Below are 25,023 nucleotides of genomic sequence, written 5' to 3' on the forward strand. Positions count from 1 at the left end.
AAATCACGCTGTACTAGCCTTCTACACTGACTTTTTTCTTCGTCATTATCATTGCAATAATTAACATTAAAATTAAGAAAATGGATAAGACTAATAGCAAGGAATAGAAGCCATTCCATTGGTATTTTTCAATGACGATTGACAATGGATACCCCGCGATTGATGCCCCTATATACGCAAACAAGCTAACAAACCCTGTTGATGCTCCTGCGGCATTTTTATGCGAGTTTTCAGCGGCTGCCATCGCAATCAAGAATTGAGGACCAAAAATGAAGAACCCTGTCATAAAGAATAAGAAAGAAAATACATATTCGTTATCAACAGGAACAATCCATAAACAGAATGACGTGATAATAATTCCGAGCGCATAAATAACATTCATTTGCGCACGGTTTCCTTTAAAGATTAAATCGGAGCCCCATCCTGCAACAATTGCACCAAAGAAACCGCCAATTTCAAACATCATGACGACAGCATTGGCCGACAATAAATTAAAACCGTGCTCTTCAATTAAATACAGGTTTGCCCAGTCATTTATCCCTGTTCTGACGATGTAAATCACTGCATATGATATAGCAAGAACCCATAACACTTTATTTTTAAAGATATATTCGTTCAATATTTTGCCTAAAGGTAAACCCGCCCCTTTGGCTTCATATTTTAATTCTTCAAGGTCATTTCGCCATTCACCAACCGTCGGCAAGCCCATTGTCCGAGGCCTATCACGTAATAAAATACATAATCCAATACCAATCACAATGGCAATAATTCCCGGTATGATCATCCCATAGCGCCAACCAAGGGCTAATGCGACACCGCCCGATAGAATTGGAATTATCGCGCCACCAATATTATGTGATGTATTCCAAATGGCCCACCAGAGCCCACGTTCATTACGTGAATACCATGTGTTAAGTATTTTTGCACAAGGCGGCCAACCCCAACCTTGGAAAAATGCATTTACCATCCACAACACGATAAACATACTGATTGAGGAGGTTAGCCCGAACAGGATGTTTACAACCCCTGTCGCTATCAAGCCAATCCCCATAAAATAACGTGGATTTGAACGGTCACCAATGATGCCAGAAAGGAATTTAGATGCCCCATAAGTCAGGTAAAATGCGGTTCCAACCATCCCTATATCGGCCTTTGTAATACCTAAATCAGTTAGCATTTCAGGCATAACAAAATTGAAGCTTTTGCGTGTGAAATAAAAAACGGCATAGCCAATATAACTGACAATCATTAAGTGTAATCGCCAGTATTTATATTTAGCGTCGATTTCAGATTTCGACATTGTTACTGGTATATCTGGTTGTTCTTTAAATATTGACATATTCAACCCCGGCTAAAAGTACAAGCAGGCAAAAATATGACAATAATTTAGTGGCAACAATAAGTAAAAACACCTGATTGTTACATTTTTATTACAGTTTTATTACAAAATGTTACCTTCATCAAAAAATGAATATTTTTATCTATTCCCTATAACACTCAAAAGAAAAATGAACTACCCAGTGTTATATAAGCTGTTTAGATGAAATAACATGAACCCCTTTAGTGGGGCTCACTGCGGATTCAAATAATGCCTTCGCAATATGTGTTGCAGGGCTAACTTGGCAACTGGCGGGCAATACAGATGATAGAAAAGAAATAATTCGTATCACAACGACTTCCCCCAAACGCGTATGTTCACGCTCACCACCAATCACATTCGGCCGAACCAAAGTTAAAGAATCAAAACCCAGTGACATTAAATCTTGTTCAAGCTGCCCTTTGACTCGGCTATAGAAAAATGGTGACTTCGCATTTGACCCCAACGCAGAAGTCAATACAAATGTTGGGCAACGCCATTTTTTGGCCAGCTGCGCACAGGTTAAAGGATAGGTGTAGTCTACTTGGCGAAATGCCGCCTTCGAGCCCGCCGCTTTGAGGGTTGAGCCCAGCGCACAAATCACAGCATCGACTTCCCATAATGCAGCCTCGTCAGGCAAATGATTAAAATCAACAATAGGTGCTTGTAATTTCTCATGTTCTACTAATGCATGTCGTGTTGGCGCTATCACCTGAGTCACACGAGAGTCTGCCAGAGCCAATGATAAAACATGGCTGCCCACAAGGCCTGTCGCACCTAAAAGTAATATTTTCATTTTATTCACCCATGCAATGAATGGAGAAATTCAATTATAGCCTTGTCAGTGGGGTTCCACTAGATTAATGCTGTTTTTTCGTACTAACTTAGTTTTTTGTGGCTCTTTTGTTGTTTGATTGTGAAAATTGCTTGATATTAGCAATCATTCTAAAGATAATCATTCTCAATATCATTTCGATTATCAACAAACTTAGTATGGTAAATAATATGACAGCCCCAGTTGCAGAAAATACCGTCGAAACGGCAAAACACACCGTAAAAACTGACGTGATAGAAAGCCAACAATTATTGGGCCCTGCCGGTAAGGTCTCAATTCAACATAATGGCGAGCTTTATCAATTGAGACAAACACGTACCGGTAAATTGATCTTAACTAAGTAAGCCATACCCAAAGTAAGTCGCACCAAAACTTAATTCGCAAGCCACCTAGAGCAGTTATCCAGGCAGCCAGCTTAATCTAAACATAGGAAAAGGTTTCTTATGGAGTTTAAACTGACGTCTGTATTCCACATTTGTACCGCTAAATATCGAATTAGCAAGGATAGCCACTCGATACTTTACTATCGCACAGCGGTCGCTTTCATGTGCAAAACCCTAAATAGTCCTGCTGAACACAAACCAGTAGTCTGCTATTACCTCAGCTTTATACTTTCATTATGTGTTTACTCCTCTTGCTATGTTCAGACACTACTTACATGCAATTTTTCCTGTGTCATACCGAATTCAGGTCCTCCAGACCAACGCATCGTCATCAATTAATACGAATTCACTCTGCTTAATACAGATAAAAACTATATGGAGTATCACAATTATGTCCCCTGTTTTGCGAATGTCAGTCCTGACCAGCGCCATCTTAGGCGTGATAGCAAGTGCTCAAGCACAAACGACAGAGCCAACACCCAAAAAAAACCATCATGATGTGATGACCGTTTATGCGACAGGTAGCGAACGAGACAGTTTTGAAGCCCCGATGATGGTTACTGTGATTAAAAACGATTCACCTGAAACGCAAACGGCCAATACGGTCAATGATATTTTACGCAAAGTACCAGGGATTGGTGTCACGGGAACCAGTCGAACGAATGGGCAAGATATCTATATGCGCGGCTTCGATCGTAAAGGGATTTTGACCCTTGTGGACGGTGTACGCCAAGGCACAGATACAGGCCATGTCAATGGCACCTTTATTGACCCGGCTCTGATTAAGCAAGTTGAAATCATCCGTGGCCCTTCTGCTCTGCTCTATGGCAGTGGTGCTATGGGAGGTGTGATTGCTTGGGAAACTGTTGATGCCAAAGACTTGTTGCGTGAAGGCCAAGACCACGGTTTCCGTGTCTTTACCGAAGCTGCTACCGGCGATCATAGCTTCGGTTTCGGCGGTACCGCATTTGGTCGTAGTGATAACCTTGATGGGTTATTCAGCTTTGTGACAAAAGAAACCGGTAATGTCCGCATGAGTAATGGCGATGACATGAAAAACAAAGAAACTATCGGTAACTTGCTCGCAAAAGGAACATGGCAAATCGATGATGCACAGAAATTATCAGGCCAAATGCGTTACTACAACAACGATGCCAATGAGCCTAAAAACCCGCAAGAAATTAATGTAGGGAGTGACAATCTAAAAGTTAACCGTACTACTCGCCAACGAGATGCTCAGATAACTTATCAAATTAAACCGGGCTCACAGGAATGGCTAAATTTTAAAGTCACGCCTTATTACTCCGATATTAATATCACGGCAAAAGGCCAAGGAACCCCCTATGAAGGTCGTACACAAAAAACTTATGGCATAAAAGCTGATAACCGCTCTAACTTTTATGACTTGCCATTAGCATCACACAACCTGACATACGGCAGTGAAGCTTATAAGCAAAAACAAACTCCTCATGCAAACACCACCCAATTCCCCGATGCGGACATCACCTTTGCATCCGGCTTTTTACAAGATGAAATTAGCCTAAAAGATTTACCTGTTTCCTTTATTGTCGGTACGCGCTATGACCATTATAAAGCCACATCGGATGGCAATGAAGATGTGAAAAAAGGTAAATGGTCATCTAAAGGTGCCGTTAGCATTACACCAACAGAGTGGTCAATGCTATTTGCGTCATATTCAGAAGCCTTCCGAGCACCTTCTATGATGGAAATGTATAACGACGAGGTCCATTTCCAAATGGGGCCAATCGTTAATAGATGGAAGCCAAACCCTAATCTGAAACCTGAATCAACCCGTACTGCAGAATATGGTTTTGGCCTGCGTTTCGATGACCTATTGATGGATCGTGACAACCTGCAATTTAAAGCCAGTTATTTTGATACCAAAGCCAAAGACTATATCAATACTTACGTGACAACACCTGATTTTAGAAATCCTAAAAATAACTACACCACATCAATCAATACTAAACGAGCCAAAATTTGGGGTTGGGATGCCTCGATGGATTATAAAACAGACTATTTCAACTGGAGTTTGGCTTATAACCATACTGAAGGAAAAGATGAATCTAATGGAAAATCAATAACATCAATTAAACCTGATTCTGTCACCAGTAATCTGGCCGTGCCTATCTCAGACAGCGGTTTTTCCGTGGGCTGGTTAGGGGAATTTACGCGCCATACTGAATTCAATAAAGCCTCTAAAGCAGAACAACAAGCGGGCTATGCCGTGCATGACTTCTACGTCAGCTACCAAGGTGACGGGCAACTCAAAGGGTTAGGAACCAGTGTCGTGTTAGGCAATGCTTTTGATAAAGAATATTACTCATCACAAGGCATTCCTCAAGATGGACGTAATGCCAAGCTGCTTGTCAGCTTCCAATGGTAATTCACACAATATTAAGGAGATAAACGTGAATTCAGCACTTTACGAGCGTTACCAACAAGCAAAAGCAGATAACAAAGCCAAATACGCTCGCGATCTCGCCGCTTATTTAAATGTATCTGAAGCTCAGCTGCTGCATAGTCGTGTTGGCCACGACAAAGCGGTTCGTTTAAACGTCGATGCCCCCACTTTATTGACAGAATTAGCCACTGTTGGAAAAGTGAAAGCGATTACCCGTAACGAGTACGTGGTTCATGAGCAAGTTGGCCGTTATGACAATGCGACATTTAGCCCCCATGGCGGTTTGATTTTAAACCCTCGTGCCCTTGATTTACGGATGTTTTTCAGCCATTGGGACGCTATCTTTGCTTTGACAGAAGACAGCAAGCACGGTGAACGTCATAGTGTCCAATTCTTTGATAAACAAGGTGATGCACTACATAAAGTTTACACCACCGATGAAACGGACATGGCGGCATGGCAAGCACTGATTGAAAAATACGCTACGCCAGACAATGCCGAGTTAACCCACGAACCTGCGGCTGCATTTACTAATCAGCCCGTCAGCGAAGAACTGAAACAACAGTTAGAGCAAGAGTGGCGCAACATGACGGACGTTCACCAGTTCTTTGTTCTGCTCAAGAAAAACAACCTCAGCCGCCAGCAAGTTTTCGCTGCGGTTAGCGATGATTTAGCGTGGAAAGTGCCTAATGATTCCTTCAATCAGCTGATTAACACGGCGTTCAAAGATCAAAACGAAATTATGATTTTTGTGGGCAACCGCGGATGTGTGCAAATTTTTACTGGTGAAATCAAAAAAATCATGCCATATCAAAGTGAAGGTTCAGACTTAAAGTGGCTAAATATTTTCAACCCTGATTTCACCTTGCACATGATTGAAAATGGGATTGCCGAATGCTGGGTTACACGTAAACCAACACAAGATGGCCATGTAACTAGCCTTGAAGTCTTCGATAACCAAGGAAATCAAATCGCACAAATGTATGGGCAGCGTACGGAAGGGACTCCAGAGCAAGAGCAATGGCGCCAACAAGTCACCGCATTACCCCGCATTTAAAATAGGTAACTTATTATGAAACAATGGCTTCTAATCTTATCAACGCTGTTTATCTCTTTTGGTTCTTATGCAGCAGAACGTATCGTCACCTTAGGGGGTGATGTGACGGAAATTGTGTATGAACTCGGAGCACAGGAACAGCTCGTCGCCCGTGACAGCACCAGCCTTCACCCAGAGCAAGCCACCAAGCTCCCTGATGTAGGCTATATGCGTATGCTTAACGCAGAAGGCGTGCTGTCAATGCGCCCGACTTTAGTACTTGCGAGTGAGTTAGCCAAACCCTCAATGGCTCTCTCGCAAATCGAAAAAAGTGGCGTAAAAATTATTAAGGTGACAGGGAAACCCAGTTTAGAAGCCATTCCAGAAAAAATTACCACCATCGCTAACGTGGTCGGTAAAACGGAGCAAGGAAAGCAATTAGTTAATCAATTTAACCAACAGCTCAGCCAAGTAAATACAACTCCTATCGATAAAAAAGTCCTGTTCATTATGAGCCACGGTGGTGTTATGCCTTTAGCGGCAGGACGGCACACAGCGGCAGACAGCGTGATTAACGCAGTCGGTGCAAAAAATGCCATGAGCAGCTTCGACAGCTATCGTCCTCTATCCCAAGAAGGTTTGCTATCAAGCCAACCCGATTTAATCATTTTCACCAAAGAAGGGGTTAAATCATTAGGAGGAATAGAAAAAGTGTGGAAATTACAAGGAATGTCAATGACCCCCGCTGGGAAAAATAAAGCGCTTCTGGTTGTTGATGATGTCGGCATGCTCACCTTCAGTTTAGGTACGCCTGAAGTCATGAAACAACTACGTGAGGCATTAGAAAAATCCCAATGAGTCGCTTTAAAAACCCATTTTTGGTGATTATCGTTTTATTGTTCGCACTTGGTGGTTTAGTTCTCATCGCGTCGAATGCAGGCGCAATGAACTTTTCATTAAAAGCACTGTGGCAGGCATCTACCACAGACTCGGATTGGCAGATATGGCTGAATATCCGCCTTCCTCGTGTGTTAATTGCCATTTTAGTCGGCCTTGCTTTGGCGGTGTCTGGTGCCATTATGCAAGGGTTATTTCGTAATCCTCTCGCAGATCCGAGCTTACTCGGTATCAGCAGCGGTGCAGCCCTATCCGTTGCTGCATTTATTGTTTTCTCGGTTTCATTACCTACCGTGATGCAAGGGTATGGCCATGTTGCTGCCGCTTTTATTGGTAGCCTAGCCGTTTCTTTTATTATTTTTAGCTTAAATCGCTCATCAAATGGCAACCTCGCAAAGTTACTTCTCGCAGGCATCGCTATCAATGCACTGTGCATGTCATTCATTGGCGTTCTTAGCTATATCAGCAATGACCAACAACTAAGAACATTCAGCTTATGGATGATGGGCACACTCGGTAATGTTGACTGGACGTCATTGACCATTGCAGCTTCAGTGATTCTGCCTATTTGTGCTATCTGTCTAATGCAGGGCGCTAAACTCAATATTCTGCAATTAGGCGATGAAGATGCACATTACCTTGGGCTTAATGTTGAACGAACCAAATTTATTTTATTATTCCTCAGTGCCATGTTAGTCGGTTGTGCTGTTGCTATGAGCGGCGTTATTGGTTTTGTTGGCCTCGTGGTTCCGCACCTCATTCGCATGACGCTCGGGCCTGATCATCGTTGGCTCATTCCAGGTTCAGCTATCGTCGGTGCGGGGTTATTACTCATTGCCGATACTGTCGCGAGGACTGCGGTTGCACCTGCTGAAATTCCTGTTGGTTTACTGACAGGTTTGATTGGTGGCCCCTACTTCTTATGGCTTATTTTACGCCAGCCTGCAGGGAGGATCTAAATATGCAAACAAAACCGTTCTTGTTAGAAGCCCAAAATTTATCGTATAAAATCAGTGAAAAAACGCTTATAGATAATGTGAGTTTATCTATTGAGCAAGGGGAATTCGTGGTGATTATTGGTCCCAATGGCGCAGGGAAATCCAGCCTATTAAAATTGCTAACTGGCTATAACACCCCAACTCATGGCGCATGTTTTATTGAGGGCCGAGCGATGGTTGACTGGGACCATAATGCATTAGCGCGAAAACGTGCCGTCATGAAACAACATAGTCACTTACAATTTGCTTTTACTGTTGAAGATGTCGTTGCGATGGGGAGAACCCCCTACGGCTCAGAGCACAAACACACCGCCATCGATGAAGCCTTATCACAAACCAGTTGCCAATCACTACGGCAGCGAGACTACCGCCAACTTTCAGGGGGGGAACAGCAACGCGTTCAATTGGCTCGAGTATTAGCGCAATTATGGCAACCCACAGCTCAACCCGCTTGTTTGTTTCTCGATGAACCCACTTCAGCGCTTGATTTATATCACCAACAACATAGCTTACGGCTACTACATCAACTTACACGTCAACGACCGTTAGGCGTTTGCTGTGTATTACATGACCTTAATCTAACCGCATTATATGCAGATAAAGTGTTATTAATTCATGATGGGAAGTTGGTCGCCCAAGGTTCCCCTACCGATGTTTTAACGACTGAAAACTTAACACGTTGGTACCAAGCTGACCTCGGTGTAACTCAACATCCTGAAAATAACACGCCTCACATTTATTTGCGTCACTAACTTAGGCTTAATAAGCACTTTATTTAACCCATTTTAAAGGTAAGGTGCTTTGTTATTTAGATCTTATTAAAAAATCATCAAGTCATATCTATTTTAATATTTAACTAATAGATTTAATAATCTTAATTTTTATATCAATAACCTTTACTCCCTTAGTGCACTTCAGTTAATAAAATAGTTATTAGCCTAAAAATGAGTAAAATCTATATAATCTATTAATAAAACCTTAAACTTCAAAAATAAATCTCAAGTACTTTCACTTAGAATACCTTGGCATCGCGTAGGTATTTCAAAGGGTTTACATGGAAAATAACATTATTGAAACATTAATTGAGTTAACACATCGTGGAAATGATGATGTTAAAATTGCAGCTATTTCAGCCTTAGGTGATTATAAAGTCACCGTTGAACAACAAAATGCAATCAATCGTTTACTTGAACTCTGTAAAGACCCTAATAGAGATGTCGCAGTGTCTGCAATAAAAGCATTAAGTAAACTCTCTGAACATTTTTAATCTAAAACCAATATCTTTCATTAATACTTTTTAAAACCAAAAGCTTTTAATTGAATCTCACCACCTCTCTAGTAGCTAACGGATGAATAGATAGTGATATTTCCACTTGTTCATCCGTTAGCTCCCCTCCATATCAACCAACACTCATATTAGTTGTGTTTTTTGATATTAATAAACCATTTCTTTTAGTAGCATTCCCAACATTGAGATTAATATTTGAAAAAAATGAGTTTTAATTAGCTTATTTATTAATACCCATAAGTAGGATAATAAATGGATAGCAAAGTCATCAATACATTACTTGATTTAACAAAAAGAAAAAATGATGATGTGAAAATAGCCGCTATATCCGCTTTAGGTGATTGTAATATACGGCTAAAACAACATAGTACGATTAATCGGCTGCTTGAATTATGTAATGACCCAAATAAAGATGTCGCAATCAGCGCCATTAAAGCAATAAGCAAGCTCTCATACGGGGGCTTCGAATAGTGATTTAGTCTTATTATGGTAAAATTATAGAAATAGTTAGGTGAAACCAATTATTGGTCCCACCTAGCTATTATTGGTCCCACCTAGTTATATTTAGCGATTATCGTTTAAATAGCGAGCATGAAATGCAATATGCTCACCAATAAAGCTACTAATAAAGTAGTAACTGTGATCATAGCCATCACGAAGATTCAATCGATATTCAAATTGCTTTTTGTCACAAACACCAGCAAATAACTCAGGTTTTAATTGCTCTTGATAAAAAGGATCCGCAGTGCCTACATCCACTAAAATAGGTGGGATAGCCTCAGATTTTTCAATCAGTTCAACTGTATCATATTGGGACCAACTACTCGTCTCTTCCCCCAAATAAGCCGTAAAGGCTTTTCGTCCCCAAGGAACTTGGGTTGGCGCAACAATCGGAGAAAATGCAGATAAACTACAATATCGACCTGGGTTACGTAAGCCAATCATTAAAGCCCCATGCCCTCCCATTGAATGGCCAAAAATAGAGCGTTTATCCGTTACAGGCAAATGCGTTTCAACTAAAGCGGGTAACTCAGATACGATATAATCATACATTTTGTAATGATTGCGCCATGGCGCTTGCTGAGCATTCACATAAAAACCTGCACCTTGCCCTAAATCATATGCCTCGTCATCAGCGACCTCAGCACCACGAGGGCTGGTATCTGGTGCAATTAAGATCACGCCATATTCTGCCGCAAATTGTTGGGCTCCCGCCTTAGTGATAAAGTTTTGTTCATTACAGGTTAACCCTGATAACCAATAAATCACTGGGCAAGCCGCTGTTTTCGCTTGTGGTGGTAGGTAGACGGCAAACTTCATTTCACAGCCGAGTACGGTGGATTGATGTTGATAAACATCCTGCCAGCCCCCAAAGCACGCATGGCGTTCAATTCTCTCCATCAAAGACTCCTTAATCATAGTGAATAACGGTGCGGATTGATTTACCTTCATGCATTAAATCAAATGCGTCATTAATACTCTCTAATGGCAATGTGTGCGTCACAAATGGAGACAGCTCAATATCGCCCTTCATGGCATCTTCAACCATTTTTGGTAATTGACTACGACCTTTCACACCACCAAATGCCGTGCCGCGCCATGATCGCCCTGTTACTAATTGGAATGGGCGAGTTGAGATTTCTTGCCCAGCCCCTGCGACACCAATAATAATTGATTGGCCCCATCCTCGATGTGCACTTTCAAGTGCTGCACGCATAACATTAACATTACCAATACATTCAAAGGTATGATCAACTCCCCACTGGGTTTTCTCAATCAACACTTGTTGAATCGGCTTATCAAAGTCATTAGGATCCAAACATTCTGTCGCACCAAATTGACGCGCTAATTCAAACTTAGACGGATTAGTATCAATGGCAATAATACGGCCAGCTTTTGCTTGTCTTGCCCCTTGAATAACTGCGAGGCCTATCCCACCTAGCCCAAAAACAGCAACAGAGTCGCCTTCTTGTACTTTAGCCGTATTATGTACAGCACCAATACCCGTGGTCACACCACAACCTAACAAGCACACTTCTTCATGATTAGCTTGAGGGTTAATTTTCGCCAAAGAAACTTCAGCAACCACCGTATATTCGCTGAATGTTGAACAGCCCATATAATGGTAAACCGGCTGCCCATTATAAGAAAAACGGGTTGTCCCATCTGGCATCACACCTTTACCTTGTGTTTCCCTAACAGAGACACATAAGTTTGTTTTACCTGATTCACAAAAAACACATTTTCCACACTCTGCCGTATAAAGAGGAATGACATGGTCACCCACGCTAACGCTGGTAACACCTTCCCCGACTTCCACAACAACACCTGCACCTTCATGTCCTAATACCACAGGAAATAAGCCTTCAGGATCATCACCTGACAATGTAAAAGCGTCAGTATGGCAAACACCTGTATGGCTAATCTTAACTAACACTTCCCCGGCTTTTGGTGGCATAACATCAATTTCGACAATTTTTAATGGCTCACCAGGGCCAAATGCGACTGCTGCACGTGATTTCATCGTTATTCCTTCTTTTTACCGCAAATATGTTCGAATTAATGAGATAGCGTCGTCTACAGAGTCTTTTTGCAACTGTGTTGTCGCAGACTCCTGAAGCCCTTCTCGTAAATGACTCTCTAATACCCCAGCCATCAAGCCATTAACTGCACCGCGAATAGCAGCAATTTGTTGTAAAATGGCTGCACATTCAACTTCATCTTCCAAGGCCGACTCCAAGGCAAGCAATTGCCCTTTCAACTTTCTGACCCGTGTAAGGACTGCTTTTTTTTCTTTTGGGGAATGTGGCATATTTAAGCCCCTTTGATATACATAGGGGGAGTATAGTATTAGTCAGATTATCTGTACAGAATTCCTTATTTTTATGACCAAAAAAGACAAAATAATACCCAGTGGAAAAGTGAAACAGTAAAACACCAATATCAAGCTTTACTGTCTCCAATTAGGAATAGATCAACGCTACAACAAGTTGAAGTATTTATCTGGCTGGTACTGAGGGGGAAGCGGTTTAATATCTAACATATCTAATGCATTACGTTCAATACTATTACAAATGGCATTAAGCGGTAAATCATTTGCAGCAATCCCAAAAGGATCCTCAAGTTCCTCTGCTAATGCATCCCACGCTAAGAAGGTATAAGAAATAAAAACAGACACAAATGGCGTCATAAAATGCAAGTCAACGACCAATGCAAAAGGGAGTAATGAACAAAATAAGTAGACTGTTCGCTGCAAAATGAGTGTATAAGCAAATGGGATTGGTGTATTCGAAATCCGCTCACAGCCACCAAGTACCTCCGATAGCGCATTAATATCTTTATTAATGGCTTGAAAGAGCACATCACTGATGACTTTTTTATCGCGTAATTCCCCCACTTTTAGGCCAATCTGCAATAATATTCGGCTAGTGGGAAACGGACTTTGGATAACCTCATCAAAAATAGTTCGGGGTAGCAACCTATACAAATCAATGATTGGGCTGGTTTTTCTTAATTCATGTTTAAGGCTCCAACCAAAAGCGATCAATAAATTAGCAAATTCCTTTTGAGCTGATGGGTCATTGGGTAATAATCCTTTAATATTTCTTAGAATATTTCTTTGGTTGATCAATAACGAAGCCCAAAGCGTCCTAGCCTCAATCAAGCGGCTATAACATGCATTATTACGAAAACCTAGGAATATTGCGATAGCAATCCCTAGCAAACTAAAAGGGGCTATCGTTAAGTGTATACCTAATCGTTCGTACCATTGAAAACTGAGTACAGCCACGATGGATATCATTATATTTAGAGAAAGCCGAAATGTTATTTTTGACAGTACAGAACCATGCCAGTCAAATAACCGAAAAAACCAGTGTTGATGAGGGCGAATAACCATAAGAAGACATATTGTGTTAAGAAAACGACATTAACTTATTATTTCATTGATTAATTCAATACGCTAGCGCCAAACAAAAATTAAAGTGAAAGTTACTCTAATTATAACAAGCGGCAATAGTGCTAAATTCATCCAACACGGTTTTATTCTATAAATAATATTGGGTTTTAATATTAAATATTACGTTATTTTTTAGCGGCTTTTAAGCGTTCGACTTCATCTTGTAACGCCTCTATCTGCCGCTCTAAATGATCAGTTTCAGTAAAACTATATCGATGATTTAGTTTAGTTGGGCCTGTCGCTCCAGAATAATGGTCATAGCAGTTATTTTGTACATTTGAAATCGCACGCTCTAATCCTGCAACCCTATTTCGATTTCCATGCATTTTGGCATATTTTAGTTGTTTCTCTAGTTGATAGATTTTTTTATCACAACCATAGTATTTATAACTTGCTTGAGCGAATACTGGAATAATCAGTGTTGATAAAATTATTAACAGTATTTTTTTCATATTACATTCCTAATTCAAGAAATAATTTACCAGTAACTATTTCATCACTTTGACACATTATTAATATAGGCAAGCTCCTAATTTAGCTTAAGCAAGATAAATATAACGAGCAATTCAAGTAAACCAACTAAAAATGATAACCGTAATTTATTGTTAACATAGGAAAGCAAATGAAATCATTTTTTCACATGATTTATTACAGACAGACATATTTTTCCCTGATACTTTACAGCTAAAGGATTTCTCTACAAGGATGTAGCCAGTTTTTCGTATTTCAATAGGTTGATAATACATGTTTTACTGAGTCGCCCATAAAAAAACATATCAGTTTAATTAATCCATAACTCACATTTTACCGTTTATACGGCGGAAATCATTCATTTATATTTATTTCCATCAAAAACACTTATTTAAATTGTCGAAATTTATTACTTTCGATGAAATCTGATTCAGAATAGGTCGAAACGTTCTTCCCCTGTCATATTTATTTTGCGACGATTAACTTAGTATGGATATACTCTTTGATTAAAAGAAGATCACATCAAATGAGAGTCGCATGCATCACACTGAATTCGAACTCACGTTCTCAAATGCTAACGAACAACAATTTCATATCGCATTAAAACAAGCAAGTCAGGAATATCTGCAAGCTAAACAAGATCACGTGTATGCCAGCCTAGCTGACCTTACTATAATTGGGGTCTTATTTATTGTTGCCCTTCTGAGTTATCTTCCAACACTCATGACAACATCTACCTCAATTTACATATTGTCCTATTTTGTATTTGTTTTACTTATCATGTTATTAAATGTAATTGGCCAGCACGATGCCTGCCACAATACCCTGTTTAAATCAGGCTGGAAAAATCGGTTATTTGGCCGTTTGGTGACATTACCATTAGGCTTAGAACCGGAGTTTTGGCGTACACGTCACGTTCATTATCACCATCACTACGCCAACATCGAACATTACGATTTAGACACTGAAGAAAATGGTATATTCCGCCAAACGCCATTTCAACGGTGGCGGCCTTTTATGAAATATCAGCATATTTATTGGCCTTTCATTGCATCGTTGTCACTCACATGGATAGCTCTCGTATTTGATTGGTCCGATAGGACTGGGAAAACACGCTTAAAGACGCAGAAAGTACTCGAGGGTAAACTGGGCTGGGGGCTATTTTTAGGCAGCAAAATATGCCATTTAATACTGATGCTCGGCCTCCCGTTGTTCGTAGCTCACAGCCATGGGATCAGCTTAGCAACAATATTTATCACTTACTTATTGAGCCAAATGGTCGCATCCATTTTTGTAATTTATTTATTACTAGGCACACATTGGGCAGAGACACAGTTTTTCACTGCGCCTGAAGATAAACAAATTCAGCATGGCTGGTACCACCATAATTTTGTCACGGCTTGTGACTGGCTACCTACCCCCCATTATTTATGGCGTTTAACAGGGGGATTAAACTACCACCTTACACATCATATTTTTCCTCATTGGCATCATCGTCACTACCCTGCTTTAGCTCAAATTTTAGCTAAGCTGGCGCAACAATATGATATGCCATACCGCTGTATTGATTACAAACAACTCGTTGCGGCTCAAATACGATTCCTAAAAAAAATGGGGCAACCGCCATTACAGTAAGAATATTAGTCATTTTGAAAATAATAACCTTCTCAATTATTATCTCTGAGCCCACGGGTTTAGAGATAATATCTAAATAAACCCTTAAGGTTTATCTTCCTTACCTTTGTTACACTTTAAATAGCAATTTCCACATTATTAATGTCGAATAATTAAAACAATCGATTGAATTATTGATATAAAAGCAGACAGATTCCCGGCTATTATTAACAAAATGGCCGTTATTTATCTTTTGTTTACTATTTATTGATTAAGAGATTATTAAATTGGTCGTTACATTTATTGATGCTTTATTTAAGTTATAAAAAATATAATCAAATAAAAATTAGATTTCATTTACACACTACAATATTAGAATGGTTGGTGCTCGCATGAAAAAAGCAGAGTATTTTATAAAAAAATTACGCACACTCATTATGAGTGATAATATCTATCTCTCTAATAAATTCACTAAAAAACTCAATTATCGCCCTGACTTTAAAGCACCAAAAAGCTTTAATGAGAAGGTCAACTTTAGAATGCTACGAGATAAAAATCCATTATATTCACAATTTGCGGATAAACTCACCGTTAGAGAATATATTTCCCGAACAATAGGAAATGAATATTTAGTTCCTATTATAGCTACTTATAAAAATGTCGATGAAATTGATATAAATAAACTGCCAGAGCGTTTTGTTTTAAAATGCAATCATGATAGTGGCAGTAGCATTATTTGTCGCAATAAAGCGCAATTTGATTGGCCAAAAGCTAAAAGCAAATTGGATTTTCACTTAACTAAAAATCTTTACTATATTACTCGAGAGCGCCATTATAAAACGATTCCCGCACAGATTATGTGTGAAGAATATATTGATTTATTCGCTAATAAAAACCGAAAGTTAGTGCCTGAAACATGCAGGATCCACTGCTTCTCTGGCAAGCCTGTCTATGCAGAGATTGACTACTCCGATGAATTTGGCAATGAATTTATTAATATTTACGATACCAACTGGCAATTGCAACCCGTGACTTTTGGTTATCCAAACATGATGGAACCCGTATCTGAGCCACCATTATTCAAAGAAATGTTACGGTTAGCAGAAATACTCGTCACACCCTTTGATTATTGCCGAGCTGACTTTTTGATGTCTGATGAAAATACGTTGTATTTCAGTGAACTCACTTTCGCACCAAATGCAGGCAGAACAGAAATATCACCCCTGTCATGGGATTTCAAATTGGGAGAACTTTGGGAACAACGTATTGTACGTAACACAAGGCATTTACCCATCGAAGCACAACTTGCACCTTCAGCTGCAAGTAAAAAGAAATAATTAAAACGTAAAAAAGGCTCTGAGATAACTCACAGAGCCTTTTATTCATCAGTTTTATGTCGACAAAATTAATTTGCTAACACACTGGCTTTGCGGCGTAAGCTAGCAATTAACATATAAATTGCAGTCACTAACAGCACAATAAAGAAGAAATTCACTAACCCATTATATTGGCCTAAAAACGTCCCCGCAGCGATAGGTCCCATCGCTGAACCAATACTGTAACTAAACAGCATCACTTGGGTTGCAGCAACAATATAGGAGGAGTCTAAGCCATCACACGCTAACGTTATCGCTACAGGGTATAAGGCAAAAGTTGACATACCGAGTAACGCTAAAGCGACAATCATCACCAAGTAGTCACTCGAAATATAAATAACCCCCATAGCAAAAACACCTAATAATGAAACCATGGCAAGCAATAAGGTTTTACTCATTAAAATAGATAATTTGCTAACAACTGGCTGTATTAACATCCCACCAAGAATAATTGAAGCCATCAACACCCCCACTTGGTCGGTGGTGAACTGGTCTTTTTTCAATGATAACGGCATTAACCCATAGATAGTCCCCATGGTAATACCAGAAACCATACAACCAATAATTGCAGGTTTACTTAAACGAGCAATTTTCTTCAATGACAATTTTTGATGTGAACCACTATCTGGCTGGCCTTGACGTACCAATAACGGTGGCATTACCGCTAATAATAATAGCCCTAATACCACCATAAACGGATAGGCACCATGGGTTCCAATGACACCAATAGCAAGCTGCCCAAGCGTTGTTCCGCCATACAATGACGTCATATAAAAACTTAAACGTTTAGCGCGCTCTTTCGGGTTATCACCAATCAATAACCAAGATTCGACAACCACAAAAATACCCGCTACTGCTACCCCCGCAATTAAGCGGTTCGGTAACCAAGATTCAATGGTCGGTGCCCATGGCAGTACGATAACTGTCGCGGCAAGCATCAATAAGAAACCTATAAATGCAAGGCGATGGCCTATTTTGGCAATAACTGGTTCAATTAACATTGAGCCAATTAATAGACCAATATAATACGCGCTCGCTAACCAGCCCGCATATTGCGTATCAATACCAAAGCTTCCCATCGATAATGGGATTAAGCTCATTAAATAACCCGATGCAATAGCAAAAATCGTTAACCCTGCAACAGGAACGAATGCATTGTCGCGTTTGCGCATGATAGTAGTGGACTGATTCACGCCCCACTCTCCAACTAACAAAATAAATAATATGCGCTGCAACTACATCGTAGAATACGACAACATTGTGTTCCTAATTAAAGAACACATTTCGGCGATTAGTGCAGTAGTAAAAAAACAAAGATAAGACTAATTTGAGCGCAATATAGAACGTTCAATCATGAAGTTAAAATGAGAAAATCTAATGGTGACTAACAAAATAATTTATGTGAGAAAAATCACGTTTTTTATCTCAGCGAATCCAGATCAAAAACGGCAGTAAAAAGAAGGTAATCACTTAAAAAACAGCAAATTATAAAAACCGCAAATAAAGCCACCTCTGTTACTTTTAGATACAACTTAAACTAAATATAAAATGCCTAAAAAGTGCTTAATCACAAAAAAAACTATTTATTGTTTTCTCCTGCTGCATAAGCTGATCGATGAAGCAAATTCACCTTGCTCAATTTACTAAAACAATTTATTTCACTTTTTAATTAAAATAGAGAAATAAATTTTCTAATAATAAAAATTAAGCCCATTTTGATTGGTCGCCAATAAGCGGATCTCCCAGACCTTTCAAAGGATGATTAGGAATGTGAAGAAAGTCGCCGCCAAAGGGTTGTCCTGCTAATACCTAAATACTGAGCTACAGCTTTGCGGTCACCATTAAACCTAGCCATCACGTCAGTGAGTGATTCCTTACTTTTATCAATAACAACCTCATGACTAGTTGCTTCCCATTTGCGCTCAGGAGACAAACTCGCTAACATTTCCTCACTGATGGCTTTTTCGGAGTATGCGCTACAATAGAGAGCCACCCGCTCCATTAAATTTCGCAGCTCACGAACATTTCCTGGCCACGCGTAATTGAGAAAATAGTCACGACAACTTAACAGCTGTTGCACGCGAAAAGCAGGGAGTGGCAAGACCAATCCAGCAAAGGCTAACTTAAGTAGCCGCTCCGCTAATACTAAAATATCATCACCACGTTCATTGAGCGCAGGCACGCGCATTCTCAGCACCCCGAGCCGATAAAATAGATCGGCTCGAAAACGCCCTTCTTTCACCCAACGGTCTAAATCACAGTGGGTCGCACAAATGACTCGAACATTCACTTGTAGCGGTTTATACCCACCGACTCGTACTACAGAGCGTTCCTCGAGAACCCGCAACAACTTTGTTTGCAATGCGATAGGCATTTCACCAATTTCATCTAAAAACAGAGTTCCCCCACTCGCCAATTCAAATAGTCCTGCTCGACCACCGCGACGAGAGCCAGTAAAGGCGCCTTCTTCATAACCAAATAATTCGGCTTCTAATAATGTTTCAGGTATCGCACCACAGTTAACAGCGACAAAAGGCATTTGCTGTTTACTACGCTTATGTTGATTAAATAAGGTATATTCGTGATGAATAGCTTGCGCCACCATCTCCTTTCCTGTTCCACTCGCGCCTTGAACCAATACTGTTGCATCAGAACGTGCATACAACATAATAGTTTGCCTAACACGCTCCATCGATAATGACGAACCAATCAGGTCGTTTATCGTATAACGAACTTTTGCGGGGTTAGGGGGAAGGTATTTACCTTGCGAATGGTTTTCACGCCTCGACATTCGGCTTAATTCGATAGCATCTGAAAATGCTTGCTGTATGGTTTCTGTGGAATAGACAAAAACCCCAGTCATCCCCATTTCATCCGCCAAGTCCATGATTAACCCAGCCCCCACGACAACAGAAATCCCCATAGCTTTTAGTGCTTTAAGCTGAGACCTTGCATCTTCTGCCGTGACATAACTCCGCTGCTCGATTTGTAAACCAAAGCGCTGCTGAAATTCATCTAATGAAGACAACGTTTTTTTATAATTGATGATCCCGACTTTATCGCTAATCTCTCGGGCTTTAGCCAATGCTTGCATAACATCGAAGCCACTGATTTTCACGATAATAACAGGGACTGAAACATGGCTTTTTAAATAAGCCCCATTTGAACCCGCACTGATAATGGCGTCACAGTGTCCATCCTTTAGTCGTTGACGAACAGCCTCTACCGCCTGTTCAAAACCAAGATTGAGCGGCGTGATTTCCGCTTGCTCACTAAATTCAGGGCTGATATCTCGAAACAATGTAAATAACCGGGACACTGAAACCGTCCAAATAATGGGTTTTTCCACCATCACCCTACCTTCTCAATACGTTTCAAATTTGTTTCATTTAACAATATATGGTTTCAATGAAACATGCCAACCGATTATTTTAAATTTGTTTTTCTTATCACAAATCGAGAAAATCATCACACCATTGATTTTAAACACTTTTTACCTGTACGTAATTTAACTCAAGGTTGGCACGTCAATTGCTATATGACTATAGTTATCTCAATTTAATTACAATTAATTAACACCACATGAGGCTATTATGTCGTCATTTAGTGCAGGTCAAAAGTTTCGCGAGGCTATCACCCAAGAATCTCCACTACAGCTTGTTGGGGCCATCAATGCCAACCACGCACTCCTTGCTAAACAAGCTGGCTATAAAGCTATTTATTTATCTGGAGGTGGCGTTGCTGCTGGGTCACTGGGCATGCCGGACTTAGGTATTTCAACGTTAGATGATGTTTTAATTGATATTCGACGCATTACTGACGTATGTGACTTACCACTAATGGTTGATGCTGATATTGGCTTTGGCCCTTCTGCTTTTAATGTCGCACGCACGGTAAAATCATTTTACAAGGCGGGCGCAGCCGGGTTACATATTGAAGACCAAGTAGGCGCAAAACGCTGTGGCCATCGCCCTAATAAAGAGATTGTATCGACGCAAGAGATGGTCGACCGCATCAAAGCAGCCGTTGATGCACGAACTGATGACAGTTTTGTCATTATGGCTCGAACCGATGCATTAGCGGTCGAAGGACTCGATGCCGCGCTGGAACGTGCACAAGCCTACATAGAAGCCGGTGCGGATATGCTTTTTCCAGAGGCAATCACTGAACTTTCTATGTATCAACAGTTTACGAGTAATACTTCCGCTCCCGTACTGGCCAATTTAACCGAATTTGGCCAAACCCCTTTATTTACCCTTGATGAATTACGCAGTGTGGGTATTGCCATTGCGCTATATCCACTGTCTGCGTTTCGAGCCATGAATAGAGCAGCTGAACAGGTTTATACAACGTTACGTAAAGAAGGCTCGCAAAAAAGTGTCATTCCACTAATGCAGACTCGAGAAGAACTGTATCAAAGTATTCATTATTACGATTATGAACAAAAACTGGATGCACTATTTTCCCAAAAGAAATCATAATTTTTAAACACTTATCATTACTCAAAGTTGCATCTCTTCTGTCCCCTACAAGGAATAAATGATGAATGAACAACTTAGTCGTACTGAAGCACCTCAATTTAAACCTAAAAAATCAGTTGCACTTTCTGGTGTAGCAGCTGGAAACACAGCGCTTTGTACCGTTGGACGTAATGGTAATGACCTGCATTATCGCGGGTTTGACATTCACGACTTAGCCACACAATGTGAATTTGAAGAAATCGCACATTTGCTCATCCATGACAGGCTCCCTACTGCAACTGAGCTCGTTGCATACAAAGAAAAACTACAATCCTTTCGAGGGTTACCCGCAAGTGTCAAACAAACCTTAGAATCAATACCGGCGAACGCACACCCGATGGACGTCATGCGTACAGGCGTATCAATGATGGGATGTGTGTTACCCGAAAAAGAATCACACCCTTTTTCTGGCGCTAGAGATATCGCTGACCGCTTGTTAGCGTCACTGGGTTCGATGTTGTTGTATTGGTACCACTTTAGCCACCATGGACGACGCATTGAAACCCAAACGGATGATGATTCGATTGGCGCACATTTTTTGCATCTATTACACGGTAAAAAGCCCCCTACTCAATGGGAAAAATTCATGCATATTGCGGCAATTTTATACGCAGAACATGAATTTAACGCATCCACATTCGCAGCTAGGGTTATTGCGGGAACAGGCACAGATTTTTACTCTGCAATGACAGGGGCAATTGCCGCCCTGCGTGGCCCAAAACACGGTGGTGCAAATGAAGTTTCATTAGAAATTCAGCAACGTTATGCATCAATGGACGAAGCGGAACAAGATATTATCGCCCGGGTTAAAAAGAGTGAGGTTATCATTGGCTTTGGCCACCCAGTTTATACCCTCGCAGACCCTCGCCATCCCATAATCAAATCTGTCGCCTTACAGTTATCAGAACAAAATCTAAATCGACATCTTTATACCGTTGCAGATCGCATTGAATCTGTCATGAAACGTGAAAAAAATATGTTTCCAAACTTAGATTGGTTTTCTGCTGTGGCTTATCACCTTATGGGCATTCCCACCGCTATGTTTACTCCATTATTTGTTATGGCACGTACCGCTGGCTGGTCAGCACATATTATTGAACAACGGCAAGATAATAAAATTATTCGCCCTTCAGCCAACTATGTTGGACCTGAAAACCAATTATTTATTCCTATAGAACAGCGTTAAAAGGTAACCTAATGACAACACAAACCGTGCGTTCGCAACAAATTGAATTTGATAAAGTGATCAGCGATATTGTTGATTATGTAATGGATTACCCGATTATTTCTGAGCTCGCCTATGATACGGCTTATCATTGCCTGCTCGACACCCTTGGTTGCGGTATGGAATCCCTTGAATACCCTGCATGTAAAAAATTATTAGGCCCTATCGTCCCGGGGACTATTGTCCCAAATGGCACAAAAATCCCAGGTACACAATTTCAATTAGACCCTGTGCAAGGCGCATTTAATCTTGGCACAATGTGCCGCTGGCTTGATTTTAATGACACTTGGCTTGCTGCCGAATGGGGACATCCATCTGATAACCTTGGCGGTATTTTAGCTACTGCGGATTGGCTTTCACGCGAAAATATTGCGAAAGGCAAGCCCCCGCTAGTGATTAGAGATGTTTTGACGGCATTAATTAAAGCGCATGAGATTCAAGGCTGTATCGCATTAGAAAACGCCTTTAACCAAGTTGGGCTCGACCATGTTATTTTAGTCAAAGTGGCCTCAACTGCGGTTGTTTCTCATTTATTGGGCTTGGAAAGAGAGCAAATTCTCAATGCGGTCTCCCAAGCATGGATTGATGGGCACAGTCTGCGTACCTACCGCCATAGCCCCAATACAGGGTCTCGCAAATCATGGGCTGCTGGTGATGCAACATCTCGTGCGGTTCGGCTCGCTTTAATGGCTCAAAAAGGGGAGATGGGCTACCCAACGGCGTTAACCGCTAAAACCTGGGGTTTTTACGATGTTTTATTTAATGGGCAACCACTGCGTTTTCAACGCCCTTATGGCTCATATGTCATGGAAAATGTGTTATTTAAGATTTCTTTCCCTGCTGAGTTTCATTCCCAAACTGCAGTAGAATCAGCGTTACAACTCCATCAAACCCTCGAAAAACTAGGAAAAACGGCTCAAGATATTGAGTCGATTGCCATACGTACCCATGAAGCTTGTATTCGTATCATTGATAAAAAAGGCCCATTACATAATCCGGCAGATAGGGATCATTGCATCCAATATATGGTCGCTGTCCCATTAATTTTTGGTCGTCTAACGGCCGCCGATTATGAAGACAATGTTGCTAAAGACGAACGTATTGATGCATTACGTGCAAAAATGCATTGCACAGAAGATGTACAGTTCACCCAAGACTATCATGATCCTGAAAAACGCTCGATTAGCAATGGATTAACCATTACATTGAAGGATGGGCAAGTGCTTGATGAGGTTGTTATCGAATATCCTGTTGGCCACAAGCGCCGCCGTAAAGAGGGTATGCCATTATTATTAAATAAATTTAGAGTTAATTTAGCAAGGCAATTCCCTGAGGCTCAACAAATTCGAATTCTAACAGCCTCTCTCGATAAACCAATGCTAGAAAAAATGCCCGTTAATGAATATATGGATTTATTTGTTATTTAAGTCTAAAGCAATTATTAGCGAGCAATTCAATTCAGCGCCTTAATATTGAGGCGCTGAACATTCACTGAGGTATCAAAAAACAAATTGGTAGCGAGTTTGGTTTCGGTACACTTGTTGAGGAAACGCAATCGAACTGTATTGTTCTCCCCACTCTGAATGGTTAATGGCATCCGCTGGAAACTGAGTTGCCAACACTACCCCTGAATAAGGGACATACGTTCGAGTTTTCCCCGATGTTGCAAGCAGGTTATTTCCACTATATACATGTAATGCAGGCTGTGTTGTTGCGATATTGAGCCATACATCCCCATTTGGCGCCCCCAGTGTTGCCACTGTCTGCTCACCGTCGGTTAATGCATCGTTTAATATAAACCCATGATCATACCCACCAACGCGGTGCTGCACATCGTCTTGTAAAAAATCTCGGCCAATACGCTTGCTTTGGCGAAAATCAAAATTGGTTTCAGCCACGTTATGCCATTCGCCCGTTGGAATACCGTCCATATCTGTCGGCAAGAATTGGTCTGCACCAATATATAAATCATGTTCCAAAGCCGTTCTGACCGAATCTTCCCCCGCTAGGTTGAAGTAGATGTGGTTCGCGAGGTTAACAGGGCAAGCTTCTGACGATTGATAAATATGGTGAATAACGACTTGATTATCTTCTGTGAGTTCATAGCTCACCTCAACCTCTAGCCGACCTGGAAAGCCTTGTTCACCAGCAGGAGACACTAAAGAAAAAATAGCCTTCTGGGGAGTTGGCTGAAAAATACCCCATATACGCTGGCTAAAATTATGCTTTCCACCATTCAAGCAGTGTACACCTTGGTTATTCGCAAGCTGATAACGCTGTTCATTTAACGTGAACTGTGAATTATTTATACGGCTAGCGACTCGCCCAACGGTTGAACCAAGGTATACTCCTTGTTCCATCTGTTTCGCCATATTGGGTGACCCCAAAACAACGTCTCGTTTACCTGTTACTAATGGAAGTATACAGCTAACCCAACTAGCGCCTAGACTACTGAGAATAATCTTCATACCATTTTGATTTGTAAGGGCAATAACCTTTGGGGCGCGAAATATCTGACATTGTTCTTGAGTTAACTGCATTTTTTCCTCAATCATTCAATAATTACTATAAAGAGCTGCTTGCTATATTTGCCCTTTACGTTGGAAAAATACTATATTGTGCCGTGCTGAAACAACATAT

Annotated in this window: 23 protein-coding genes; 13 read left to right on the forward strand and 10 right to left on the reverse strand. The window is 40.7% G+C overall.

What is annotated here, in order from left to right; all coding sequences use genetic code 11:
• Positions 1-13: 13 nt before the first annotated feature.
• Together uhpC and PR800_RS16520 are read right to left on the reverse strand one after the other, a co-directional pair.
• Positions 14-1,339, reverse strand: coding sequence for an MFS transporter family glucose-6-phosphate receptor UhpC (gene uhpC, locus PR800_RS16515; protein ID WP_164455324.1), 1,326 nt, complete (start codon positions 1,337-1,339; stop codon positions 14-16).
• A gap of 184 nt (positions 1,340-1,523) precedes the next feature.
• Positions 1,524-2,153: an NAD(P)H-binding protein gene (locus PR800_RS16520; RefSeq protein ID WP_166267930.1), complete on the reverse strand. Its 630-nt coding sequence runs from the start codon at positions 2,151-2,153 to the stop codon at positions 1,524-1,526.
• Between the two features lie 209 nt (positions 2,154-2,362).
• Here PR800_RS16520 and hemP point away from each other — a divergent pair, with 209 nt between their 5' ends.
• The 8 genes from hemP (at position 2,363) to PR800_RS16560 (ending at position 9,690) form a co-directional block, all read left to right on the forward strand.
• A complete protein-coding gene (gene hemP, locus PR800_RS16525) occupies positions 2,363-2,536 on the forward strand; it encodes a hemin uptake protein HemP (protein WP_229597470.1) in 174 nt (57 codons plus the stop codon).
• A 430-nt stretch (positions 2,537-2,966) separates the two neighbouring features.
• Positions 2,967-4,982: a TonB-dependent hemoglobin/transferrin/lactoferrin family receptor gene (locus PR800_RS16530; RefSeq protein ID WP_272531158.1), complete on the forward strand. Its 2,016-nt coding sequence runs from the start codon at positions 2,967-2,969 to the stop codon at positions 4,980-4,982.
• 25 nt (positions 4,983-5,007) lie between these two features.
• Complete coding sequence (locus PR800_RS16535; protein ID WP_166267934.1) at positions 5,008-6,057, forward strand: hemin-degrading factor; 1,050 nt, start codon at positions 5,008-5,010, stop codon at positions 6,055-6,057.
• Between the two features lie 15 nt (positions 6,058-6,072).
• Positions 6,073-6,894 (forward strand): heme/hemin ABC transporter substrate-binding protein, encoded by an 822-nt coding sequence (locus PR800_RS16540; protein WP_102137460.1) that lies wholly within the window; start codon positions 6,073-6,075, stop codon positions 6,892-6,894.
• Positions 6,891-7,892, forward strand: coding sequence for a FecCD family ABC transporter permease (locus tag PR800_RS16545; RefSeq protein WP_272531159.1), 1,002 nt, complete (start codon positions 6,891-6,893; stop codon positions 7,890-7,892). Before PR800_RS16540 ends, PR800_RS16545 begins: the two co-directional genes overlap by 4 nt.
• A gap of 2 nt (positions 7,893-7,894) precedes the next feature.
• Entirely contained in the window at positions 7,895-8,683 is a 789-nt protein-coding gene (locus PR800_RS16550) for a heme ABC transporter ATP-binding protein (protein WP_232368237.1), read from the forward strand.
• Positions 8,684-8,985: 302 nt separating this feature from the next.
• Positions 8,986-9,198 carry a HEAT repeat domain-containing protein gene (locus PR800_RS16555; protein ID WP_102137457.1) on the forward strand — a complete coding sequence of 71 codons (213 nt, stop codon included), beginning with the start codon at positions 8,986-8,988 and terminating at the stop codon, positions 9,196-9,198.
• Positions 9,199-9,471: 273 nt separating this feature from the next.
• Complete coding sequence (locus PR800_RS16560; RefSeq protein WP_102137456.1) at positions 9,472-9,690, forward strand: HEAT repeat domain-containing protein; 219 nt, start codon at positions 9,472-9,474, stop codon at positions 9,688-9,690.
• A gap of 93 nt (positions 9,691-9,783) precedes the next feature.
• Here the strand turns inward: PR800_RS16560 and fghA are convergent, their stop codons facing one another.
• The 5 genes from fghA to PR800_RS16585 form a co-directional block, all read right to left on the reverse strand.
• Positions 9,784-10,620, reverse strand: a complete 837-nt coding sequence (fghA, locus tag PR800_RS16565) for an S-formylglutathione hydrolase (RefSeq protein ID WP_166267940.1) — start codon at positions 10,618-10,620, stop codon at positions 9,784-9,786.
• A 10-nt stretch (positions 10,621-10,630) separates the two neighbouring features.
• On the reverse strand, positions 10,631-11,743 hold the full coding sequence (locus PR800_RS16570; RefSeq protein ID WP_102137454.1) for an S-(hydroxymethyl)glutathione dehydrogenase/class III alcohol dehydrogenase: 1,113 nt from the start codon (positions 11,741-11,743) through the stop codon (positions 10,631-10,633).
• Between the two features lie 15 nt (positions 11,744-11,758).
• On the reverse strand, positions 11,759-12,031 hold the full coding sequence (gene frmR / locus PR800_RS16575; protein ID WP_004261729.1) for a formaldehyde-responsive transcriptional repressor FrmR: 273 nt from the start codon (positions 12,029-12,031) through the stop codon (positions 11,759-11,761).
• A gap of 168 nt (positions 12,032-12,199) precedes the next feature.
• The gene (locus PR800_RS16580) at positions 12,200-13,117 is read right to left on the reverse strand and encodes a bestrophin family protein (protein WP_195697513.1); all 918 of its coding nucleotides are present in this window, start codon (positions 13,115-13,117) and stop codon (positions 12,200-12,202) included.
• 185 nt (positions 13,118-13,302) lie between these two features.
• The gene (locus PR800_RS16585; RefSeq protein ID WP_195697514.1) at positions 13,303-13,629 is read right to left on the reverse strand and encodes a DUF1090 family protein; all 327 of its coding nucleotides are present in this window, start codon (positions 13,627-13,629) and stop codon (positions 13,303-13,305) included.
• A 556-nt stretch (positions 13,630-14,185) separates the two neighbouring features.
• Here PR800_RS16585 and PR800_RS16590 point away from each other — a divergent pair.
• Positions 14,186-15,283 carry a fatty acid desaturase family protein gene (locus PR800_RS16590; RefSeq protein WP_102137451.1) on the forward strand — a complete coding sequence of 366 codons (1,098 nt, stop codon included), beginning with the start codon at positions 14,186-14,188 and terminating at the stop codon, positions 15,281-15,283.
• 371 nt (positions 15,284-15,654) lie between these two features.
• Positions 15,655-16,599, forward strand: a complete 945-nt coding sequence (locus PR800_RS16595; protein WP_102137450.1) for an ATP-grasp fold amidoligase family protein — start codon at positions 15,655-15,657, stop codon at positions 16,597-16,599.
• 68 nt (positions 16,600-16,667) lie between these two features.
• On the opposite strand, the gene PR800_RS16600 is transcribed toward PR800_RS16595, so the two are convergent.
• Complete coding sequence (locus tag PR800_RS16600; protein ID WP_102137449.1) at positions 16,668-17,810, reverse strand: MFS transporter; 1,143 nt, start codon at positions 17,808-17,810, stop codon at positions 16,668-16,670.
• A gap of 590 nt (positions 17,811-18,400) precedes the next feature.
• On the reverse strand, positions 18,401-19,990 hold the full coding sequence (gene prpR / locus PR800_RS16605; protein ID WP_246501307.1) for a propionate catabolism operon regulatory protein PrpR: 1,590 nt from the start codon (positions 19,988-19,990) through the stop codon (positions 18,401-18,403).
• Between the two features lie 241 nt (positions 19,991-20,231).
• On the opposite strand from prpR, the gene prpB reads away from it, so the two are divergent.
• The 3 genes from prpB to PR800_RS16620 all read left to right on the forward strand — a co-directional run bounded on the left by prpB (position 20,232) and on the right by PR800_RS16620 (position 23,810).
• Positions 20,232-21,119: a methylisocitrate lyase gene (gene prpB, locus PR800_RS16610; RefSeq protein WP_166267704.1), complete on the forward strand. Its 888-nt coding sequence runs from the start codon at positions 20,232-20,234 to the stop codon at positions 21,117-21,119.
• Positions 21,120-21,180: 61 nt separating this feature from the next.
• On the forward strand, positions 21,181-22,344 hold the full coding sequence (gene prpC, locus PR800_RS16615) for a bifunctional 2-methylcitrate synthase/citrate synthase (protein WP_272531160.1): 1,164 nt from the start codon (positions 21,181-21,183) through the stop codon (positions 22,342-22,344).
• Positions 22,345-22,355: 11 nt separating this feature from the next.
• On the forward strand, positions 22,356-23,810 hold the full coding sequence (locus PR800_RS16620) for a bifunctional 2-methylcitrate dehydratase/aconitate hydratase (protein ID WP_210847861.1): 1,455 nt from the start codon (positions 22,356-22,358) through the stop codon (positions 23,808-23,810).
• 72 nt (positions 23,811-23,882) lie between these two features.
• On the opposite strand, the gene PR800_RS16625 is transcribed toward PR800_RS16620, so the two are convergent.
• A complete protein-coding gene (locus tag PR800_RS16625) occupies positions 23,883-24,923 on the reverse strand; it encodes a galactose-1-epimerase (RefSeq protein WP_210844704.1) in 1,041 nt (346 codons plus the stop codon).
• Positions 24,924-25,023: the final 100 nt, after the last annotated feature.

The sequence above is a fragment of the Providencia sp. PROV205 genome (assembly GCF_028479505.1).
Classification (GTDB): domain Bacteria; phylum Pseudomonadota; class Gammaproteobacteria; order Enterobacterales; family Enterobacteriaceae; genus Providencia; species Providencia huaxiensis.

Coding starts and splice junctions, on each gene's coding strand:
- prpC (WP_272531160.1), top strand. CDS start 21,181: ATGAATGAACAACTTAGTCGTACTGAAGCACCTCAATTTAAACCTAAA.
- hemP (WP_229597470.1), top strand. CDS start 2,363: ATGACAGCCCCAGTTGCAGAAAATACCGTCGAAACGGCAAAACACACC.
- PR800_RS16545 (WP_272531159.1), top strand. CDS start 6,891: ATGAGTCGCTTTAAAAACCCATTTTTGGTGATTATCGTTTTATTGTTC.
- PR800_RS16595 (WP_102137450.1), top strand. CDS start 15,655: ATGAAAAAAGCAGAGTATTTTATAAAAAAATTACGCACACTCATTATG.
- fghA (WP_166267940.1), bottom strand. CDS start 10,620: ATGGAGAGAATTGAACGCCATGCGTGCTTTGGGGGCTGGCAGGATGTT.
- PR800_RS16585 (WP_195697514.1), bottom strand. CDS start 13,629: ATGAAAAAAATACTGTTAATAATTTTATCAACACTGATTATTCCAGTA.
- PR800_RS16530 (WP_272531158.1), top strand. CDS start 2,967: ATGTCCCCTGTTTTGCGAATGTCAGTCCTGACCAGCGCCATCTTAGGC.
- PR800_RS16540 (WP_102137460.1), top strand. CDS start 6,073: ATGAAACAATGGCTTCTAATCTTATCAACGCTGTTTATCTCTTTTGGT.
- PR800_RS16625 (WP_210844704.1), bottom strand. CDS start 24,923: ATGCAGTTAACTCAAGAACAATGTCAGATATTTCGCGCCCCAAAGGTT.
- PR800_RS16600 (WP_102137449.1), bottom strand. CDS start 17,810: ATGCGCAAACGCGACAATGCATTCGTTCCTGTTGCAGGGTTAACGATT.
- PR800_RS16570 (WP_102137454.1), bottom strand. CDS start 11,743: ATGAAATCACGTGCAGCAGTCGCATTTGGCCCTGGTGAGCCATTAAAA.
- prpB (WP_166267704.1), top strand. CDS start 20,232: ATGTCGTCATTTAGTGCAGGTCAAAAGTTTCGCGAGGCTATCACCCAA.
- PR800_RS16590 (WP_102137451.1), top strand. CDS start 14,186: ATGCATCACACTGAATTCGAACTCACGTTCTCAAATGCTAACGAACAA.
- frmR (WP_004261729.1), bottom strand. CDS start 12,031: ATGCCACATTCCCCAAAAGAAAAAAAAGCAGTCCTTACACGGGTCAGA.
- PR800_RS16580 (WP_195697513.1), bottom strand. CDS start 13,117: ATGGTTATTCGCCCTCATCAACACTGGTTTTTTCGGTTATTTGACTGG.
- uhpC (WP_164455324.1), bottom strand. CDS start 1,339: ATGTCAATATTTAAAGAACAACCAGATATACCAGTAACAATGTCGAAA.
- PR800_RS16555 (WP_102137457.1), top strand. CDS start 8,986: ATGGAAAATAACATTATTGAAACATTAATTGAGTTAACACATCGTGGA.
- PR800_RS16620 (WP_210847861.1), top strand. CDS start 22,356: ATGACAACACAAACCGTGCGTTCGCAACAAATTGAATTTGATAAAGTG.
- prpR (WP_246501307.1), bottom strand. CDS start 19,990: ATGGTGGAAAAACCCATTATTTGGACGGTTTCAGTGTCCCGGTTATTT.
- PR800_RS16520 (WP_166267930.1), bottom strand. CDS start 2,153: ATGAAAATATTACTTTTAGGTGCGACAGGCCTTGTGGGCAGCCATGTT.
- PR800_RS16560 (WP_102137456.1), top strand. CDS start 9,472: ATGGATAGCAAAGTCATCAATACATTACTTGATTTAACAAAAAGAAAA.
- PR800_RS16550 (WP_232368237.1), top strand. CDS start 7,895: ATGCAAACAAAACCGTTCTTGTTAGAAGCCCAAAATTTATCGTATAAA.